The sequence below is a fragment of the Vibrio sp. LB10LO1 genome, from assembly GCF_010092875.1.
GTDB lineage: Bacteria > Pseudomonadota > Gammaproteobacteria > Enterobacterales > Vibrionaceae > Vibrio > Vibrio campbellii.
Window position 1 is genome coordinate 290,686 of sequence record NZ_JAADJW010000002.1, and the last position, 18,890, is coordinate 309,575.

At 45.5% G+C, this 18,890-nt stretch carries 14 protein-coding genes, 1 tRNA gene and 1 pseudogene; 6 read left to right on the plus strand and 10 right to left on the minus strand.

What is annotated here, in order from left to right:
- Positions 1-107: 107 nt before the first annotated feature.
- A pseudogene (locus GXP65_RS02765) lies at positions 108-1,028 on the minus strand (IS5 family transposase).
- 16 nt (positions 1,029-1,044) lie between these two features.
- Between GXP65_RS02765 and GXP65_RS02770 the strand changes: the two are divergent.
- Positions 1,045-1,995, plus strand: a complete 951-nt coding sequence (locus GXP65_RS02770; RefSeq protein WP_162091926.1) for a recombinase family protein — start codon at positions 1,045-1,047, stop codon at positions 1,993-1,995.
- A 207-nt stretch (positions 1,996-2,202) separates the two neighbouring features.
- On the plus strand, positions 2,203-2,526 hold the full coding sequence (locus GXP65_RS02775) for a hypothetical protein (RefSeq protein ID WP_162091927.1): 324 nt from the start codon (positions 2,203-2,205) through the stop codon (positions 2,524-2,526).
- An 89-nt stretch (positions 2,527-2,615) separates the two neighbouring features.
- Here the strand turns inward: GXP65_RS02775 and GXP65_RS02780 are convergent.
- Positions 2,616-2,706 (minus strand) — tRNA-Ser (locus GXP65_RS02780).
- Between the two features lie 329 nt (positions 2,707-3,035).
- Here GXP65_RS02780 and GXP65_RS02785 point away from each other — a divergent pair.
- Complete coding sequence (locus GXP65_RS02785; protein WP_162091928.1) at positions 3,036-3,716, plus strand: MaoC family dehydratase; 681 nt, start codon at positions 3,036-3,038, stop codon at positions 3,714-3,716.
- Positions 3,717-3,780: 64 nt separating this feature from the next.
- On the opposite strand, the gene GXP65_RS02790 is transcribed toward GXP65_RS02785, so the two are convergent.
- Positions 3,781-4,608, minus strand: coding sequence for a phosphate ABC transporter substrate-binding protein (locus tag GXP65_RS02790; RefSeq protein WP_162091929.1), 828 nt, complete (start codon positions 4,606-4,608; stop codon positions 3,781-3,783).
- Positions 4,609-4,907: 299 nt separating this feature from the next.
- Between GXP65_RS02790 and GXP65_RS02795 the strand changes: the two genes are divergently transcribed.
- Positions 4,908-5,264 carry a DUF3024 domain-containing protein gene (locus tag GXP65_RS02795; RefSeq protein WP_162091930.1) on the plus strand — a complete coding sequence of 119 codons (357 nt, stop codon included), beginning with the start codon at positions 4,908-4,910 and terminating at the stop codon, positions 5,262-5,264.
- 65 nt (positions 5,265-5,329) lie between these two features.
- Here the strand turns inward: GXP65_RS02795 and GXP65_RS02800 are convergent, their stop codons facing one another.
- Positions 5,330-6,124, minus strand: a complete 795-nt coding sequence (locus tag GXP65_RS02800) for an AraC family transcriptional regulator (protein ID WP_005532315.1) — start codon at positions 6,122-6,124, stop codon at positions 5,330-5,332.
- A gap of 72 nt (positions 6,125-6,196) precedes the next feature.
- Positions 6,197-8,200 (minus strand): exoribonuclease II, encoded by a 2,004-nt coding sequence (gene rnb / locus GXP65_RS02805; RefSeq protein WP_038892595.1) that lies wholly within the window; start codon positions 8,198-8,200, stop codon positions 6,197-6,199.
- Between the two features lie 379 nt (positions 8,201-8,579).
- Here rnb and GXP65_RS02810 point away from each other — a divergent pair, with 379 nt between their 5' ends.
- A complete protein-coding gene (locus GXP65_RS02810) occupies positions 8,580-10,526 on the plus strand; it encodes a DEAD/DEAH box helicase (protein WP_162091931.1) in 1,947 nt (648 codons plus the stop codon).
- A gap of 50 nt (positions 10,527-10,576) precedes the next feature.
- On the opposite strand, the gene GXP65_RS02815 is transcribed toward GXP65_RS02810, so the two are convergent.
- A complete protein-coding gene (locus tag GXP65_RS02815) occupies positions 10,577-12,115 on the minus strand; it encodes a bifunctional diguanylate cyclase/phosphodiesterase (RefSeq protein WP_162091932.1) in 1,539 nt (512 codons plus the stop codon).
- A 365-nt stretch (positions 12,116-12,480) separates the two neighbouring features.
- Here GXP65_RS02815 and GXP65_RS02820 point away from each other — a divergent pair, with 365 nt between their 5' ends.
- Positions 12,481-13,674 (plus strand): acetate/propionate family kinase, encoded by a 1,194-nt coding sequence (locus GXP65_RS02820; RefSeq protein WP_045373676.1) that lies wholly within the window; start codon positions 12,481-12,483, stop codon positions 13,672-13,674.
- A 163-nt stretch (positions 13,675-13,837) separates the two neighbouring features.
- Here GXP65_RS02820 and GXP65_RS02825 read toward each other — a convergent pair whose 3' ends face one another.
- The 4 genes from GXP65_RS02825 to GXP65_RS02840 are packed head-to-tail and all read right to left on the minus strand — an operon-like array spanning position 13,838 to position 18,418.
- Positions 13,838-15,994 carry a cytochrome c gene (locus tag GXP65_RS02825; RefSeq protein WP_162091933.1) on the minus strand — a complete coding sequence of 719 codons (2,157 nt, stop codon included), beginning with the start codon at positions 15,992-15,994 and terminating at the stop codon, positions 13,838-13,840.
- Complete coding sequence (locus tag GXP65_RS02830; protein WP_038892584.1) at positions 15,991-16,602, minus strand: cbb3-type cytochrome c oxidase subunit II; 612 nt, start codon at positions 16,600-16,602, stop codon at positions 15,991-15,993. The genes GXP65_RS02825 and GXP65_RS02830 overlap by 4 nt, the downstream gene beginning before the upstream one ends.
- Position 16,603: 1 nt before the next feature.
- A complete protein-coding gene (gene ccoN, locus GXP65_RS02835) occupies positions 16,604-18,013 on the minus strand; it encodes a cytochrome-c oxidase, cbb3-type subunit I (RefSeq protein ID WP_010451495.1) in 1,410 nt (469 codons plus the stop codon).
- A gap of 15 nt (positions 18,014-18,028) precedes the next feature.
- Positions 18,029-18,418: a cytochrome c gene (locus GXP65_RS02840; protein WP_045382574.1), complete on the minus strand. Its 390-nt coding sequence runs from the start codon at positions 18,416-18,418 to the stop codon at positions 18,029-18,031.
- Positions 18,419-18,890 lie beyond the last annotated feature (472 nt).

Sequence of the window (18,890 nt, forward strand, 5' to 3'; positions counted from 1 at the left end):
GCTCATTGGTCTCTATAGAAGTAATTTAATAGGCCTGTTGAGTTTCTTGCATGGCTTTGTTGCGTAATTCGGACAGAAAACCAAATTGCCCGAAAATTAAGTGATTATTAAACAACATACTGAGTTTCAGGCATACCAAGCCCTGTAAGCTTGTTCAGCGCTTTAATCATGGCGTAAGTCTCACCAACTTGAGCGTTGTAGTTCCTCAGGCTTAATTTCCCACCTAACAACTGTTTCACTCAATACATTGCTGTCTCTGATAGCGAGCGCTTATGATAGCCATAACGCTTTTTCCACTTCTTGTTGGAGCCGTATAGCTTCTGACAACCTACTGCTAAATTGCGAGGATGTCCTTCCTCCCAGAAGGCTGCGCCTTCTCGTGGCGGGATAAGCGGAACCGCTCGCTTGAACCGTATAGCATCATGGCAATTCCTTGTGTCATAAGCACCATCACCTGATATCTCAATGATTTTACGACGTGTCTGCTTGAGTAAGTTGGGGAGCACTTCGGCATCGGTTACGTTAGATAAGCTCAGCTCTGCTGCGACGATTTCGTGGGTGCTTGTATCTACTGCGATATGCAGCTTACGCCAGACTCTGCACTTCCCTTCAGTACCATGCTTCTTGACCTTCCATTCACCTTCGCCATAAACCTTGAGGCCAGTGGCATCAATAGCCAGATGTTGTATTGCTCCTCTGGTTTTGGTTTTAAATGAAATCTCAACTTTCTTAGCTTGGCGGCTTATACAGGTGTAGTGCGGGCAAACAAGCGGGATGTTAGCCAGCTTAAATACTGAGTCTAGAAAACCTTGCAGCGCTCTCAATGGCATAGAGAAAACGCGTTTCACCATCAGTGCGGTAGTAATGGCTAAGTCGCTGAATCGGCGAGGTCTACCACGCTTGCCTTGTTTGTTTTGCTTCCACTCGGCTATCGTTTCCTCATCAATCCAAAAGGTCAGAGAACCACGGTTGATTAAGGCTTTGTTGTACTGCTTCCAGTTAGTTGTTTTGTAACGAGGTTTAGGCATGAGGCTACGACGATTGATGGGTGTAGCCGATCAGATCGTAGCTTCTAGATTTAGTTCCATCGATTTAAGCAACAAAGCCATTGAAAGGTGGTGTAATCAAAACGAATATGATGTCGTTAATTACTATGTCGACGCGGGAATTCGTGCTTACAGTGGTAGATTCAGACCACAATTGAAAGCAATGCTAGACTTTGTTGCTCACGAAAACCGAGAAGGGCAGCAAGTTTATGCAGTTGTTGTTTATGACTTGTCAAGGTTAACTAGATCCGTAGAAGAGCAGTCGAAGCTTCTCAGACAATTAAAGGAAAGTAACGCTCAGCTTATATCGGTAAGAGAGAATATAGTCTATTGGGATGCATCGACTGAGTTCATGTCTAACATTTTAGCAGCAATGAATCAGCATCAAAGTGCGGTTAATGGGCAAACTGTAACTGACAGACTCTTTGATACGGCAAGGAAAGGTTACTTTACTGGTGGAACTATCCCATTTGGATACAAATCAGTAAAGATAGAACAAGTAGATTGTGGTCATAGGAAAATACTTCAAATTGAGGAGGAAGAAGCTAATTTGGTTAAACGTATATTCGATTGGGCTCGTGGTAACGCATCAACTAAACCTCTTGGAGTAAAGTCAATTGCAATTAAGCTAAACGAACAAGGTGTAACCAAAAGAGGCACACGCTGGACAAAAAATGCTATCAGCAGGATCCTTAATAACACCGTCTACATTGGTCGTCTCGTATTTGGAAAGCATTCTAAGCATATTAATAGAACGCCCATTACCATTCCCGTACCAGCCATTGTAGACGAAGAAATGTTTAACGCAGTAAAAGATGGGCTTGTAAAAAGAGAGCTTAAGAATCGTACTCCGTTCGACTGTAATAACAAATATCTTCTGTCTAGAATTTTAAAATGCCCTAAGTGTCAATCTAACCTAGTTATGATGTCCGGCAAATCAGGGCGCTAAAAGTACTATGACTGTGGAGGAAAGATTAAAAATGGAAAAGGTTCCTGTGATTTTCAACCACTTCCAAAGACCGAGATAGAAGCAAAGGTCATCGATGTTCTTGTAAATAATGTCTTTACAACAAAGAACATACTAGATATCAGCAAGGATGTTAGAGCAAAGTATGCAGATTGCTTTACAAGTGTGACTAAAGAACGAAAAAGACTTATGAGCCTATTGGAAAAGGAAGAGAAGAAATTATTTACTTTCATTCAAAAGCATTACGACAATGCGTCAGAGCCACACAGCACCACTTTAGGTCGTTTCATCGAAGAAAAAGAAAAATCTCTGACGAAGCTCAGAACTGATGTAAGTCGACTTCCAGAGAGCCCTAAGGAGGTTCCATTGCTTAAGTTCGGTGCTCCTCAGGCAAAGCTGTTCTGTACTAAGCTTGCAGAGACTCTGACTCAGTCTGATGATGGAAATGCCAATTGGCTGCTCAAGAGCTTAGTGTCAGAAGTGACAGTGGAGTGGGAAGAAAAAAGAAAATAGTGGTACGCGGAAAGAAAATGTTCCTCCTTACCTGTGTATCAAAAACAAAAACGGGAACTGATTTCTCAGTTCCCGTTCCCGTAACAATATGGCGGAGAGATAGGGATTTGAACCCTAGATACGCTATTAACGTATGCCGGTTTTCAAGACCGGTGCTTTCAACCACTCAGCCATCTCTCCGTTGCGGGACGTATAATAGGGTGAGGCAGAAACGTTGTAAAGCATTGTTTTAATGAAAAAGAACTGATTGCTTGTTTTGTGGTCACACCTAAAGAAGGAAGCAGTGCGATGGAATGCCCAAAAGGGCGATTGTTACAGCATTTTGTAGAGTATTTACTTTATGTTGTGGTTACTTAATAAAATAGTGTTTTATTTCTATCCTTATGAAAAGTAAGAACTAAATAACTTTGAGCAAACATGTGTTCGCCCGAAAGTGTTTGCAACATATTGTGAACTAATTCAAAATTAACTGGTATAGCCAGTTGTGCTGAATTTATCTAAGGGTTTTTATGAAAGTCACGAATCTATTTAAAGACAAAGTTGGTGCGATTTCTGCTCACCAATCAGAGTTTATGAATTGGATGTCTCCAACGCTACGCGATTACTGGAGTGACTTCTTAGGTCGAGCACAAAGCAGCTTCTTATTTTCTAAAGTACGCGATCACCAGCAACCTGCTGTGAACGAAGAAGTGATCCCTCAACCTGAGCCGATCGTGCTTAAGCCAGAAGCGCAAGTTCTATTTGATGAGCTAAGCGACAAGGTGGGTGAAGTGATCCACGTGGGTGATTGGATTCATGTATCTCAAGAGCGTATTAACCAATTTGGTTCTGTTACTGAAGATATGCAATGGATTCACACGGATCCTGAGCGTGCGGCTTCTGAGTCTCCATTCAAAACGACGATCGCACACGGCTTCCTAACGCTAGCGCTATTACCTAAGCTGACAGACTCTGTTGACCCATCAAACCCAATGTTCCCAACGGCGAAGCTAGTGGTGAACCTAGGTCTGAACCAAGTGCGTTTCCCTTACCCAGTGAAAGCGGGTAACAACGTTCGTGCATCAAGTACGCTAACTAAAATCACGCCAATTAAGAAAGGTCTTGAGATAGAGCGTGAAATCAAAGTAGAAATCGAAGGTGTGCGTCGACCTGGTGCTGTGGTTGTTTCAGTGATTCAATTGCACTTCTAATCGAATTCAAAGATTCAAACAAAAAAGAGAGCCGGATTTGGCTCTCTTTTTTTATGTTTGCGTTTTATTGGTTAAAGCTTTTCACGGGTGTGTAGCCGTAATCGGCAATCGCTTTTTGGCCTTGTTCCGATTTCAGGAACTTCACGAACTCTTTGCCTGCGTTATCCAAACCATCTACTTTGTACAGAACTAAGAAAGGACGAGCCAGTTTGTACTTGTGGTTGGCGATATTGCTTGCGGTTGGATCAGTACCTTCAAACTGAATCGCTTTTATTGAGCGATCCACTGAGCCGACGGAGATAAAGCCGATAGCGTGTGGGTTGTGGTTAACAATGGTTTTAACCATGCTGTTGCTGTTTACCACTAGGTTGTTTGGGTTGATGTCCGATACTAAACGGTCGTTGATGATCTTAGTGAGGCCTAGCAAGCTTTCAAAGCTGTAGCGAGAGCCGGAAGATGCTTCACGTGTTACCACGGCAATGGGTTGGTCTGCACCGCCGACTTGTTTCCAGTTGTCGATTTTACCTTTGTAGATATCAAACAGTTGTTGTTCCGAAAGGTTAGTGACAGAGTTAGTGCGGTTAACAACAACAGCAAGACCATCGTAAGCGATAGGGAATACGTTGAGGTCTTCGCCTTTCTCTCTTTCTGTTAAGTAGCGCGAGCTCATTCCAATCTCAACCACGCCCTTGTTCACCATCGTGATACCAGCGCTTGAACCAATGCCCTGTACGGCAATGTAATCGTCAGAATGCGTTTTATTATATTCTTCAGCCAATACATCCATTACGCGTGCAACAGAGGTAGAACCGGAAATATTGACTTCTTTTGCCATAGCAGAAGGAAGGGACAGAGCCATGGCTAGTAAGGTCGCCACAGAAAGACGTAACATATTGAACTCCAAATACGGTATAAAGCAGCGCTCATCATATTTCGTTCAGGTTACACTTTTGTGAATGTGTATCGATATCCATAGTGAATGATCGATTGCTCTCGCTTTAAACGGATAGCTATCAATAATATGCGAAGGGAGGCTTTTAGCGATTTGAAACACAAGAGGTGACGCAGTTAGCTTTTCGTCGTTAAATGGAGTGTTATTCTAGCCTTGAGCGAGCGCATGCCTCGATGGTGATTTCTGCCTCTCTCAGGTACTTGGGTATATACTAAGAACAACATATCAGGAGTAGGCTCATGTCCGTGTCTCAAATGGCGACCAGTCGTCTGCACAAATTGGTTCAAACGCTCTGCGCTAGGCGCAATGTCAATTTGCCGGTAGAAGCGATAGGCAAATGCTTGTACGAACCCATAGAGAACGGTGTTGAGCTTTATCATGCGCACTTCTTGCTTGATTCACAGCACAGTGAATATACGTCTCCCATTGCTAAAATCCTGTTTGATGCCAACACTCAGCTTTGGTGTTTCTACGTGCCAACGTATCGTGGAGAAGATCTGGTGTGGGTACCTTACGAAAGGCTACCTATGAGTAAAACGCTTGAGGTGCTTCTCGCCGAATTAGAGAGCGATCCTCAAGCGTGTTTTTGGGACTAACGACAGTTTCTATCTGTTAATCCTCTATCCGTTAACCCTGTCACCGTTTCGTGCCATGCCATGCGTTACTTCGCAATTTGGCTACGAAACTCTTTAGGCGTAATGCTGTAAATCGATTTAAACGCGGTACTAAAGTGTGCGGCACTCTTAAAGCCAGATTCAAATGCAATTTGAGTAATCGACTTCTGTGACACACGCAGTTGCGTTGCTGCGTGGTTGATGCGTTTCACCTTCAATATGTGCGAGAACGAGAGGTTTTCTGCTGCCAGTCTGCGTTTCAAGGTCGCGATAGACATGCTCATGTGCGTTGCTAGCGCTTCTAATGTGATGTCTTTCTCGATGTTCTTCTCAATGTACTTAATCGCCTTCTGAGACGCGGTGAGGCTGCTTGCGTCATCAATGATAGATAGAATGTCTGGCTGTAATTCGACCATCAGTGATAGTAGTGAAAGCGCAATATGACCTTGGGCGTATTGCGGTGCTTTATTGTCCGCTAACTCAATTAACGTGTCTTTAAGCTTTGCAATCGAGGATTGGTTTTCAGAAGAAAAAGGGTAGAAGCGGCGTTCTTCTGTTTCTGACTGTACGCCTGGATGGGCAGATTTAAACTCGCTGAACAAGCCAATATCAAACACTAGCGCTACGGCTTTGAACACGCCGGGCTTGGCTTCGGCACTGCGTAGGTCTGCGGAGTTATAAAGGGTGAAGTCTCCGGCGTTTAATTCAATTCGCTCACCACTTGGCTGGTTAATGATGAGTGAGCCTTCTTCAACAACATATAAGCCATTATGGGTGGCGGTGTAGCGTTCACTTTTGCGAGCAGTGAAGTGATTAAAGCGAATGATCTCAATGTTCGGCATATTCGTTCTTATCTTTCTTGCATGACGTATAAAAAAGGCGCTCACTTGAGCGCCTTTAAACTTCAATCGGTATTATTCACTTACAGTTTCTTCTGCTTGTGTTGCTGGTTTATCAGCAAATACCTGGGTTGGCTTTGCAACGATGCTGCGGTTCTCTTGGTTCACGTCCGCTAGAACGATTTCCAATGTGTCACCTAACTTGTATACCACTTCTTTATCGATAGAAATGGTACCGTTGTCGCCGTTACACTCAATTCTTTCTTTATTATCAAGAATCAAGCTACCAGGAATAAAGGCCGCTGCGCCATTTTCGAGAAGTCGAACACGTGCACCAGCACGATTAATATCAAAAATCTCACCTGTGAAACACGTTTGTTTGCTTGGCTCTTCTGCAAGAGTACGTGCGTATAGCCAATCTGATACGTTTCGCTCGGCAATTTTGTGATGTTTACGGTGCAGAGCCAGTTCTTCGCCCACTTCATCGTCTGGTTTTTGAACCGGTTCTTTGTTCAAAATGACGGCTTTCAGCATGCGGTGGTTGATCATGTCACCGTATTTACGGATTGGTGAAGTCCAAGTCGCGTAGATATCAAGACCCATTGCGTAATGAGGAAGAGGTTGATTGCCCACTTCGCTGTACGTTTGGAACTTGCGAATGCGGTTATCTAAGTATGAGGTCTCTTGCTCACCTAACCAACGACGAAGTGCTGCGAAGCCTTCTAGTGTTGCGATAGATTCAGCAGTGAACTCTAGTGCGCCTTCTGGGTTTACCAGTTCAACCACTTCTTCAATTTTCTCAGCTTTGAAGCCAGCGTGTGTGTTGAATACGCCTGTTTCAAATTTCTCGCGTAGTGTACGACCCGCACAGATGTTTGCTGTGATCATTGACTCTTCAACTAGGCGGTTTGCGCTACGACGCATGTCAGCGTGAATAGCAACAACGTCGTTGTCTTCGCTTAGTTCGAAGCGGTAGTCAGGACGGTCTGGGAACACAACTGCGTTCTTTTCACGCCACTCAGCGCGAGCGCGAGAGAAATCGTATAGGTCACGAACGATAGTCGCGATCTCTTCTGACGGTTGCCATTTATCTGAGCTGCCGTTTTCTAGCCAATCAGATACGTTGTCGTATGCTAGACGAGCATGTGATTTGATGTTGGCCGCGAAGAAGTTGATGTCATCACCAATCACACCATCTTTATTTACTGTTACTGTACAGCAGATAGCAGGGCGGATTTCACCTTCGATTAGAGAACACAAGTTGTCCGCTAGATCGCGAGGTAGCATTGGGATGTTACGACCTGGTAGGTAGATAGTGTAGCCACGTTCACGCGCGACTTTATCCATGTCATCTTCAGGTGTGATGTACGCCGTTGGGTCTGCGATTGCGATAGTGAGTTCGAAATCGCCAGATTCTGTTTTCTTCGCGTACAATGCATCGTCCATATCTTTGGTTGATTCACCATCGATAGTCACGAAAGGAACGTGAGTCATGTCTACGCGTTCTAGATCCGCGTCGTCTTTTAGTTCCCAGTTCTCGATGCCTGCTGGCTCAGAGTTTGGTAGATCGTTTTGCGCTAGCGTTACCCACCATGGCGCAATCTTGTCGTTTGCATCGGTAATCTTCTCAGAAATTTCTACGAAGAAGGAGTTATCGCCTTTAAGTGGGTGGCGAATAAGATGAGCAACAACCCAATCACCTTCTACGAACTCGTCAGGTTTTAGGCCTTTCTTTAGTTTCGCTTTAAGAGAGAGCTTTTTAAGCTGTGGGTGATCGGGTGCAACGTTTAGCTTGCCTTTGAACATTTTTACTCGGCCAATAAAGCGAGTTACGGCTTGTTCTAGCAGTTCTTGTGGTTCTGCGACTTCACGTTCGTTTTCAGTGCGGATAATGGCAACGACTTTGTCGCCGTGCATGCACTTTTTCATGTACGCTGGTGGGATGAAGAAGCTGGTTTTGCTGTCCACTTCCAGGAAGCCAAAGCCTTTATCGGTTGCTTTGATTGAGCCTTCTTTTTTAGGCAGGTTTTCTTGGATTTGCTGCTTAAGCTGAGCTAATAGCGGGTTATCTTGAAACATCTTTTCTTAACTTACCAATGGAATTGGGCACACTATAATCATTGCGCACTATTATTACTACCTAAAGCACACAAATTCGCTGTGAATTATTGATGAATTGAACAGCGTACTGGTGCTTTTCTCTCCGGAGAATGGGGGGAGAGGTGGAAATTTATGCGAATAATACCATTAGTGAGAATAAATTGTGATGTAATTCAATTTTTTCTAGCTTTTTTTATGCATTTAAGGAATAATCCGCCTCCCTTAGTCGTCCCTAATGGCTTATCGCGGTTGTGTACTGTACTAGCTCCTGTCTGAACGGATTTAGTAAACGGATGGATCAGTATCGAATTGGAAGAGCATATGGGACTGTTTTTTTGTTTAATTAAGTAGGATCCCAATGCAAGATTCTGTTATTCAATTCAGCGATTTATCTCTGAATGATTCTATCCTTTCTGCTCTAGACGGAATGGGTTTCGTGTCACCAACTCCAATTCAGGCTGCGGCAATCCCACACCTGTTGGAAGGTGCTGACGCGCTGGGTAAAGCACAGACGGGTACAGGTAAAACGGCAGCATTCTCTCTGCCTCTTCTAAACAAACTAGATCTTGATCAACGCAAACCACAAGCAATCGTACTTGCTCCAACACGTGAGCTAGCGATTCAGGTTGCAGCTGAAATGAAAAACCTTGGTAAAAACATCAAGGGTCTTAAAGTTCTAGAGATCTACGGTGGTGCATCTATCGTGGATCAAATGCGTGCACTAAAAAGTGGTGCTCACGTTGTTGTTGGTACTCCTGGCCGTGTTCAAGACCTTATCAACCGTGAGCGTCTACATCTAGACGAAGTAAATACTTTCGTACTTGATGAAGCGGACGAAATGCTAAACATGGGTTTCGTGGACGACGTAACTGCGATCATGGAGCACGCTCCTGAATCAGCTCAACGCGTTCTGTTCTCTGCAACTATGCCTCCAATGCTGAAAAACATTGTTGAGCGCTTCCTACGTGATCCTGTAACGGTAGACGTTGCTGGTAAAAACCACACTGTTGATAAAGTTCAACAACAGTTCTGGGTAGTGAAGGGTGTAGAGAAAGATGAAGCTATGTCTCGTCTTCTTGAAACTGAAGAAACTGACGCGTCAATCGTATTCGTACGTACTCGTCAAGACACTGAGCGTCTAGCTGATTGGCTATCTGCACGTGGCTTTAAAGCTGCTGCACTGCACGGTGATATTCCTCAGTCTCTACGTGAGCGTACTGTTGATCACATCAAACAAGGTGTTATCGACATCCTAGTTGCAACTGACGTTGTAGCTCGTGGTCTTGATGTTCCACGTATTACTCACGTATTTAACTACGACATCCCATTCGATGTTGAATCTTACATCCACCGTATCGGTCGTACTGGCCGTGCTGGACGTAAAGGTAAAGCGATCCTTCTAGTTCGCACTAACCAAATCCGTATGCTTCGCACTATCGAACGCGTAACTAAGTCATCTATGGAAGAAATCCAACTTCCTCTACGTGACCAAGTTGCAGAAGCTCGTCTAAACAAGCTAGCGGCTGAACTGGAAGCAGAGAAAGAGCACAAAGCACTAGACAAGTTCGCTGAGCTTGTAGAGAAACTACAAACTTCTCTAGAAATCGATCCAGCGATGCTTGCTGCAATGCTTCTTAAGCGTCAGCAAGGTAAACGTCCTCTATTCTACATTGGCGAAGACCCAATGGTAGAAGCGATTGAACGTGACAAGCAACGTCGTAAAGAGCGCCGTGAAGGTGGTCGTGACGGCGGTCGTAACTTCAACAACCAAGACTGGGATACTTACCAGCTTCAAGTTGGTCGCGAGCAAGGCGTTCAAGTTAAAGACATCGTTGGCGCTCTAGCAAACGAACTAGGTCTAGGCAAAGGTTCTATCGGTGCGATCAAGCTAGCGCAAGGTCACACATTCGTACAGCTACCTAAAGCAATGACTTCAGACGCTGCGAACAAACTAAGCAAGCTACGTATCCGTCAACAAGATGTTGGTGCTGTAGTATGTGACTTCGATGACTTCCGTGAGTCTCGTGGTGGTCGCCGTGACGGTGGTCGTCGCGATGGCGGTCGTCGTGATGGCGGCGGTTACCGTGGTAACCGTGATGGCAACCGCGAAGGTGGTCGTCGTGAAGGCGGTCGTCGCGAAGGTGGTCGTCGCGAAGGTGGCTTCCGTGGTAACCGTGACGGCAACCGCGATGGTAACCGTGAAGGTGGCGAACGTCGTTTCGACCGCAACCGTGGTGGTGATCACCGTGGTGCACACCGTGGTGAACGTGGTCACGGCCGTGGTCGTCGCTCACAAGAAGCATAATTGCTTAATCGCTAGATGAATTTAAAAACCGAGCCAAGTGCTCGGTTTTTTTATGCGCGTCGAATACGAGTTTGTTCTTCGTCGTGATTGTTTACCCAGTTAATGACTTCATTCAGCGGCAGTGCAGGGCAAAATAGGTAGCCTTGAATGATGTCACAGCCTCTGCTGCGCAAGAAATGCAATGTATCCATATCTTGTACACCTTCTGCGACTACCGAATAGCCTAAGCCGTGGGCGAGGGCGATGGTGTTCTCGACAATAGAGCGGGTGCCTTCGGTTTTGCTTGCAGTGCTCAAGAAAGAACGGTCGATTTTGATCTGATCGACAGGTAAGTCTCGCAATAGGGAGAGAGAAGAATAGCCGGTACCAAAATCATCCAAGCTAATCTTGATACCCAGCCCCTTAATTTGGTTGATAAGCGGGTTGAGTTCTAAGACACGATCAATCGCCATCGTCTCTGTGATCTCAAGGCTAATCAGGTTCTCAAAGCTGGGGTTGTCGCTAAGCATCTGCTCAAGCCTTGAGAAAAGGAGGTTTGAGGAGAGATCTTTGGCTGATAAGTTAACGTGTACGGGCAGTCGGATACCTTGCTCGATTAAGCTCAGTAAATCCTTCTCTACTTGGTCTAGTACCCACATTGTAATGTTATGTACCTGATTACTCCGCTCAGCGATTGGAATAAAGTCGTTAGGAGAGATGTTTTTACCATTACCATCTCGCCATCGAATTACCGCTTCAAACCCTACAGCAAGGCTGGTATGGGCATCGATCAGAGGTTGGTAATATAGCTGGAATTCGTCTTTCTCTAAAGCGCATTGAATTCGAGAGGAAATCTCAAGCTGATATTTGGCACCGACGTTCATGTCTTCGTTATAGAACGCCATTAACTGCCCATTACGCTTTGCATGGTACATGGCGATGTCAGCGCACTTGATAAGAAGATCGTTTGACTCCGCATCAAAAGGAAAGGTGCTCAAACCAAAAACCACGCGAGAAGAGACCTGAAATTCACCGAGATTGAAGCGTTGGGACATCGCACTATCTAGTCGTTCAACTAAGTTTGAACCTGCTCCATATTCAGCACACGAGGTGAGAATAACGAATTCGTCGCCACCGACTCTGAAAATCTTGTCGTCTCCGCTCAACTCAGTTTGTAATCTCTGACCGATTTGGATAAGTAGCTGGTCTCCACTGAAATGCCCCATGGCATCGTTAATCTGTTTGAAGTTGACTACATCAAAAAGTATGACAGAGAAGGGGGCGCTTTCTTGGATTCGGTTATCGATTTGTTCAAAGCAAAACTTTCGGTTTGGTAGGCCAGTAAGGGCGTCATGAACAGCGTTGTGTTTTTCTCGCTCCGCGACTGCATGTAGCTCGTGTATCGAATCATTACTCCATTTGATAACGAGCACGACAAAGATGCTGCCACCTAGCAGCAGTAGCGCAAGCCCCGTTTCTAACAAGGTAGCAACAGGCTTGTTAATGATCTCGTGAAGAAAAGCAGCATAGGCAAATATGAACCCAGTAATCAAAACCAACAGCACAATCCATCCCGGAACGTCGGTTTTCGAGCAAATATTTTTTGTCATCTGCCATCCCCAGCAGAGCAAAAGTAGACCTATGATAACTAGTACAAAGGCAAATGTGGGCACGTTATTATTCCGAATTATTGATATGTTTGTAACTTCTGAATCCCCAATAAACAACGTAGCTCATACTTTTGGTTTTGTACAAATATGAGTATTCATACATTTGTTGTAACAACAGATATTTTTTAGTCTTCAAATAAAATCTAAACTTGTCATAGATCAACAAAAAATGTCCAACTAAATAACTAACACTAAAAGATAGTTGAAAGATTAAAAAATTATTGAATAATAGAAGGCACAAACAAGAAGTACGCAGCGCGGAAGCGCAATTACAAAACCTCTGCTCCACAACAGGAAACTATTTCATGTCTAATTCGTTTGTACTGGTGATCAACTCAGGTAGCTCATCACTAAAATTTGCAGTAATCGACTCTCAATCAGGCGATGCTGTGCTAAGTGGTCTGGGCGAATGCTTTGGTCTATCAGACGCTCGTATGAGCTGGAAATTCAACGGTGAGAAAAAGGAAATTACAATCGAAGGCGACGATAGCCATCACAAGATCGCTATTGGTAAGCTGGTTGGTTTAACCGAAGAGTTAGGTCTAGCTCAAGACATCGTTGCTGTGGGTCACCGTATCGTTCACGGTGGTGAGAAATTCACTCAAACTGTGCGTATCACTGAAGAAGTTACTGCGGAAATCGAAAAACTTGCGGATCTTGCTCCACTACATAACCCTGCAGGTGCTATCGGTATTCGTGCTGCTGTTGAAGCGTTTCCAAGCCTTCCTCAGTTTGCTGTGTTTGATACTGCGTTCCATCAAACAATGCCTCAACGTGCATTCACAGGTGCAATCGCGAAAGAACTTTACACAGACTTCGGTATCCGTCGTTACGGTTTCCACGGCACTAGCCACTACTTTGTAAGTCGCGAAGCTGCGAAGATGATTAACAAGCCGGTTGAAGAATCGAGCTTCATCTCTGTTCACCTAGGTAACGGTGCTTCTGTTTGTGCAATCAACAACGGCGAATCTGTAGATACATCTATGGGCTTCACGCCACTGTCTGGTCTAATGATGGGCACACGTTGTGGTGACCTAGACCCTGGCATCATTGAGTACCTTCTAAAGAAAGGTTGGTCTCAAGAGAAAGTGTTCAACTCATTGAACAAAGCTTCTGGCTTCTTAGGTGTGTCTGGCCTAACAAGCGATGCACGCGGTATTTTGGAAGCGATGGAAGAGGGCCATGAAGGCGCTGCTCTAGCATTCCAAGTGTTCACGTACCGTGTGTCTAAATACATTGCGTCTTACCTTGCTGCTCTTGATTCATTCGACGGCATCATCTTCACAGGCGGTATCGGTGAAAACTCTATGCCAATCCGTCGCGAAATCCTAAGCAACCTAAAACTGCTTGGTTTCGTTGAAGATGTGAAAGGCAACGAAGATGCACGATTTGGTAACGCAGGTGTTGTTGCTACATCTGAGTTACTTGGTGCGAAAGCACTAGTTATTCCTACCAATGAAGAGTGGGTTATCGCTCAACAGTCGGTGGAACTGCTGTAAAACGGCAAAAATTTTGGGAACTAAGTCAAAGCCCTTTCCGGTTGGAAAGGGCTTTTTTTGTGGACGAAATTCAACAATAGTTTGTTTAAATAGCAATAGTTCGTTTAAACAACAATTCGCTTCATCAACAATTTTCTTCGGCAACAACTCAACTCAACAGTAACTAGCGGATGTTGATGTTGTTATCGCGTCTATCGTACATATCAGGCGTTGTATGCAGCCCTCCTGCGTATCCAGCGGCTTCTAGCGTCTCACGTACTTCCTGTACGTCAGCGGCAGTAACTGCTTCTTGTTGGTCTCCGAGGTGTTTACGCACAAAGGTAATTAACTCTGCTAAACGCGCGTCGGAGAGGATGTCCTCAAAGCTCGCCATCGGCATGAAATTACGCTCTGGATCAATGTAGGTAGGTTGCAAACCTCGCACAGTTACCGCAATGGTGTTGAACGGGTCGCTGTGCATGATGATGCCGTTATTTAGCAATGTTGGCGCTATTGGGTCTCGCCCTTTACCATCGTTGCCGTGACAAGCGCCACAAGTCTGTTTGTAGACGGTGTAGATTGGATCTTGATAGGCGTCGTCATCGAACCCTTTAGGTTCTAGTGGTACTGCGTCGGCGGCAATAAAGTTGTTCACATCGCCACTGAGCAAGTAGTAGGACATGGATTCAATGTCTTCACGCGTCATTAAACTCAAGCTATTCTTCACGACATCCGCCATCCCGGCAAACGCGGTGCCTTTGTCTGAATGACCAGTGTGTAAGAAGTCGGTCAACGTCTTTTCATCCCAACCACCAACGTACAACTCTGTTGAGGTAATGTCAGGCGCATTCCAGCCGTCTATCAAGTTACCTTGGAAGATACGCTCAGGAATTAGGGCTTGAGCAATGTTACGCGGTGTGTGGCACTCTGAGCAGTGTCCTAAGCCTGCTACCCAATATTTGCCTTTCTGCCACTTCTCAACATCTTCTACGTGTCCTTCAAGTTCTTGAGGCAAGCTGTAGTCGATTGGGTCGGTATCCATAAAGACGATATTCCAGCCCAGCAAACCAAGACGGATGTTAGATGGGAACATCATATGGTTTTCATCGTTACGACGAGCTACCGCAGGGATAGATTGCATGAATTCCCACAAATCCGTCATGTCTTGTTCAGTGAGGTATTGATAAGACGTGTAGGGCATTGCAGGATAAAGGTAACCATGTTTGCCTTTACCCTTCACAAGCGCATCTCGGAAGTCATCATAATCATACTCACCTATACCTGCGCTGGCATGGGGCGTGATATTAGTGGAGTAGATGGTGCCAAATGGGGTAACGAACGGTAGACCGCCCGCAAAAGGTTCGCCACCTTCAGCACTATGACAAGCCACACAGTCCCCAGCATGGGCAAGGTACTCACCGCGTTTCACTGACTCAGCATTAAGCGCTGCGAGTTTCTGCTCTTGCTCTTCACCCGCTTTACGGATGTAGGCACCCAGAGCGAGGATTTCGTGCTCAGAAAGTTGGTTTTCAAACGCAGGCATTAAGTTGTTTAAACCGTAATTGATGGTGTGTTGAATCTCCTCGATGCTCCCGCCATGTAGCCAGACACTGTCTGATAGATCAGGCACGCCCGTTTGTTGATTTGCTATGGAGCCGTCACCATGACATGACGAGCAATATTCGACGAACAAACTCTTACCTAGTTCAACTTTCACTTCTGGTACGTCACTGTGACGTTGATTAAGGGATGCAAGGTAATAGGCAACCTTATCGACTTCGTCTTTCCTCATGACCTCTACCCAGCCTGGCATGGCGCCGTTACGACCTTTGGCGATAGAGTGAATTAGAGCATCGTCATCGCCGCCATACATCCATTCTTTATCGATCAGATTAGGGAAGTGCTTTTGGCCCTGAGCATTGTCTCGGTGGCAAGCGGCGCAATGGGTTTGAAACAGGATTCGACCAGAGCGGACGATATCGTTGTTTTGTGCCAATGCGTCGAGTGACGTGTCCGTAACTTGCCTAAATTGTTCATCAAGCGTCGTTGACGGTGCGCTGAGTTTATCGTCACTTTGATCGTAATTCGCCAAACCTTTCCATTCGCCCAAGCCCGGATATAACACTAGGTATCCTGCTGACAACAGAAAGGCGACCGCGTAACTGGCAAACAGTAACTTGGGTGGCGGTGCGTCTTTTTCATCAATGCCATCAAAGGAGGCGATGGTATGGTCTTGGTCTGCTTTATGGTTGCTACGCCAATATTTGACGATGACAGACACCATCAATATGAAGAAGACAATCGTGGCGGCAATTGCCCACCAGTTCCAGAATGTGCTCATTGTGCCACCTCCTGTGCTGTGTCTTGACCAAGGCTTTGAAGATAACGAATCAGAGCTTCCCCTTTGGTTTTACCGCGTATTTGTAATCGCGCGTCTGAGATCTCTTGGTCGGTGTAGGGCACGCCCAACGTACGGAGCGTTTCCATCTTGTTACCAATGGCGTTACCAGACAAAGTCTGCTCAAACAACCAAGGATAAGCGGGCATGATGGATGTAGGAACCACTTGGCGTGGGTCGATAAGATGCAACACATGCCATTGGTCCGAATACTTACGTCCAAGATTGGTTAGATCTGGGCCTGTGCGTTTGGAGCCCCACAAGTTAGGGAACTCGTAAATATCATCGGACTCTTGGTTAGCGCGTCCGTTACGTTTGATTTCGGGTTCTAGCGGGCGAACCATCTGCGTGTGGCACACATGGCAACCTTCGCTGATGTAGATATCGCGACCAGCAAGCTCCAACGCGGTTAATGGCTTCGCTAAACTGCCTTTGGCGATGTCGTCAGTACGCAGGATATTAGGCACTACCCACACTGCAAGAGAGAAGGAAGCCACAACAACGGTGGTGATGATCAAGATGATCACTGAATGCGTAAAGTCTTTGCTCATCTTATGCCTCCTTCGCTACTAATACAGACGGAGAACGTACGGTCTTGTACAAGTTGAATGCCATCAGGAACAAGCCGAGTACAAAGAGCGCACCACCAAAGAAGCGCAAGAACAACCATGGTGCTTTAAAGTTCATGGCTTCGATAAAGCTGTATACTAGCTCACCATTCTCGTTTTGAGTGAGCCACATGTAGCCTTCACCAATACCGGCCACCCAAAGTGCGATGGCATAAATGGCAACACCTGCATGGGCAAGCCAGAAGTGCCATTTGATCAGTCGCTTCGACCACAGTTCCGTTTTATTCCAAAGACGTGGGATGAAGTAGTAGAACACCGCAATGCCAGACATGCCCACCCAACCTAATGCGCCAGAGTGAACGTGTCCGATCACCCATTCTGTGTTGTGCGCCAGCATATTGAACCAGCGAATGGCAAGCAGAGGCCCTTCGAAAGTGGCTAAGCAGTAGTAAAGGATTGCTGAGAAGAAGAACAAGCAGATATAGTCAGATTTGAGTTTCTCTTTGTTTTGCAGCAGCGTCATCGCACTGTTGAAAGCGCCAGCCCAAGACGGAAGCCAAAGAATGAGTGACATGATGATGCCGATGTTTTGCACCCAAACCGGTACCGAAGAGTAAACCAAGTGGTGCGTACCCGCCCAAGTGTAAAAGCCAACCAAGCCCCAAAAATGGATTACAGACAAACGATAAGAGTAGATAGGGCGATCAGCGGCTTTAGGAATGAAGTAATAGTTCATCCCAATCACACCTGCAGTCAGCAAAAATCCTACCGCGTTATGACCCCACCACCATTGGACAATGGCATCTTGTGCACCAGCAAAGACGGAATAGGATTTCATCAGTGAGACGGGCATTGCGAGATTGTTCACGACGAAGATCATCGCAATCACGATAATAAAGGCGGCAAAGAACCAGTTTGCTACAAAGATATGGTCTACTTTGCGCTTGGCAATCGTGCCAAAGAACAGCACAGCATAGAGCACCCAAACCAAGACGATTAATACGTCGATTGGCCATTCCAACTCCGCATACTCTTTTGATGTCGTATAGCCTGCGGGAAGGGTAATAAGCGCCAAGAGCAGAACGAGTTGCCATCCCCAGAACACCATCCAAGACAAGCTCTGGTTGAACAAATTACAACGGCCAGTACGCTGGGCAATGTAGAGCGAAGTACCCATTAAAATGTTTACGACAAAGCCGTATATCACGCCAGATGTGTGTAGAGGTCTCAGACGACCGAATTGGAAATATTGCGAATCAAAGTTCAGAATGGGCCAGTACAACTGCGCCGCTAGAATGACACCGATGATCATCCCCGCAATCGCCCAAACCAGCGATGCCAAAACAAAATACTTCACAACTTGAGTGTTGTATTGAGTAGTTGTTTGTTCCATAAGAACGCTCCTCGTTTAAGGCTGGGGCTCGTTATCTGACGGTGAATGCTCGTTCCCTAACTGCGAATAATAGTGCGCGATGTCTTCTATATCTTGGTCAGACAGGGCGTCGGCTTGCTGCTGCATGAGCACCGCCAACCCACTAGTCCGCTCCCGCGCTTTATAATCTTTCAAAGAAGAGATCAGGTAGCTTTTTTTCTGACCGCGTAGGTTTGGATAGGCGTCGATGGTAGAGATGCCGTCAGCACCGTGACATGTCATACATACTTTCGCTTTCTCTTTACCAACCTCAAATTGCTCGTCGACTTTGGCGTCAGATGCGAAAGTGAAAGGAGAGAAGCACATCGTGGCGAGGAGAGCCGCCTTTATACCTGTGCTCATGAAATGCGTGTTCTTTAATCTCATCACTGTTTCCCTGGTAAATTGAATGCGTTTTTCACTAACTTGGGCTTTGAAAGCCAGCGCTTCGCTCTTATTTGTGAGATGAATGAACTGGCGTGTTTCTTATATTTGTAAGTTAAAGAGTAAGCAGGTACTGGCAATATCGCTATGTACAAGCCGATTTAGTTATGAATTTTATTAGTAATACGTGCTGGCACGGCGGATTGGACAAAATCAGCGCCAATAAAACTAAAGTGAAAATAGATGCTTAGCTTTTGGCGTTTGAAAAATGGTGGGTTTTGTATGATTTGTTCGTCTTTGGGGTGTTTTAAAAAGAACAGTAGAAATTGAAAACCGCTCATGGTTTTAAGCAAGAGCGGTTAGAGAATAAGAGAGCTTGGGAAACAAACTATCGACCGCGATAGATCATCATGTCATAGATGTAGTGGTCAACAAATACCGGACACAGATTTAAGCCGATTTTCTGCATCAACCG

Coding starts and splice junctions, on each gene's coding strand:
- GXP65_RS02770 (WP_162091926.1), top strand. CDS start 1,045: ATGGGTGTAGCCGATCAGATCGTAGCTTCTAGATTTAGTTCCATCGAT.
- GXP65_RS02775 (WP_162091927.1), top strand. CDS start 2,203: ATGAGCCTATTGGAAAAGGAAGAGAAGAAATTATTTACTTTCATTCAA.
- GXP65_RS02785 (WP_162091928.1), top strand. CDS start 3,036: ATGAAAGTCACGAATCTATTTAAAGACAAAGTTGGTGCGATTTCTGCT.
- GXP65_RS02790 (WP_162091929.1), bottom strand. CDS start 4,608: ATGTTACGTCTTTCTGTGGCGACCTTACTAGCCATGGCTCTGTCCCTT.
- GXP65_RS02795 (WP_162091930.1), top strand. CDS start 4,908: ATGTCCGTGTCTCAAATGGCGACCAGTCGTCTGCACAAATTGGTTCAA.
- GXP65_RS02800 (WP_005532315.1), bottom strand. CDS start 6,124: ATGCCGAACATTGAGATCATTCGCTTTAATCACTTCACTGCTCGCAAA.
- rnb (WP_038892595.1), bottom strand. CDS start 8,200: ATGTTTCAAGATAACCCGCTATTAGCTCAGCTTAAGCAGCAAATCCAA.
- GXP65_RS02810 (WP_162091931.1), top strand. CDS start 8,580: ATGCAAGATTCTGTTATTCAATTCAGCGATTTATCTCTGAATGATTCT.
- GXP65_RS02815 (WP_162091932.1), bottom strand. CDS start 12,115: ATGACAAAAAATATTTGCTCGAAAACCGACGTTCCGGGATGGATTGTG.
- GXP65_RS02820 (WP_045373676.1), top strand. CDS start 12,481: ATGTCTAATTCGTTTGTACTGGTGATCAACTCAGGTAGCTCATCACTA.
- GXP65_RS02825 (WP_162091933.1), bottom strand. CDS start 15,994: ATGAGCACATTCTGGAACTGGTGGGCAATTGCCGCCACGATTGTCTTC.
- GXP65_RS02830 (WP_038892584.1), bottom strand. CDS start 16,602: ATGAGCAAAGACTTTACGCATTCAGTGATCATCTTGATCATCACCACC.
- ccoN (WP_010451495.1), bottom strand. CDS start 18,013: ATGGAACAAACAACTACTCAATACAACACTCAAGTTGTGAAGTATTTT.
- GXP65_RS02840 (WP_045382574.1), bottom strand. CDS start 18,418: ATGAGATTAAAGAACACGCATTTCATGAGCACAGGTATAAAGGCGGCT.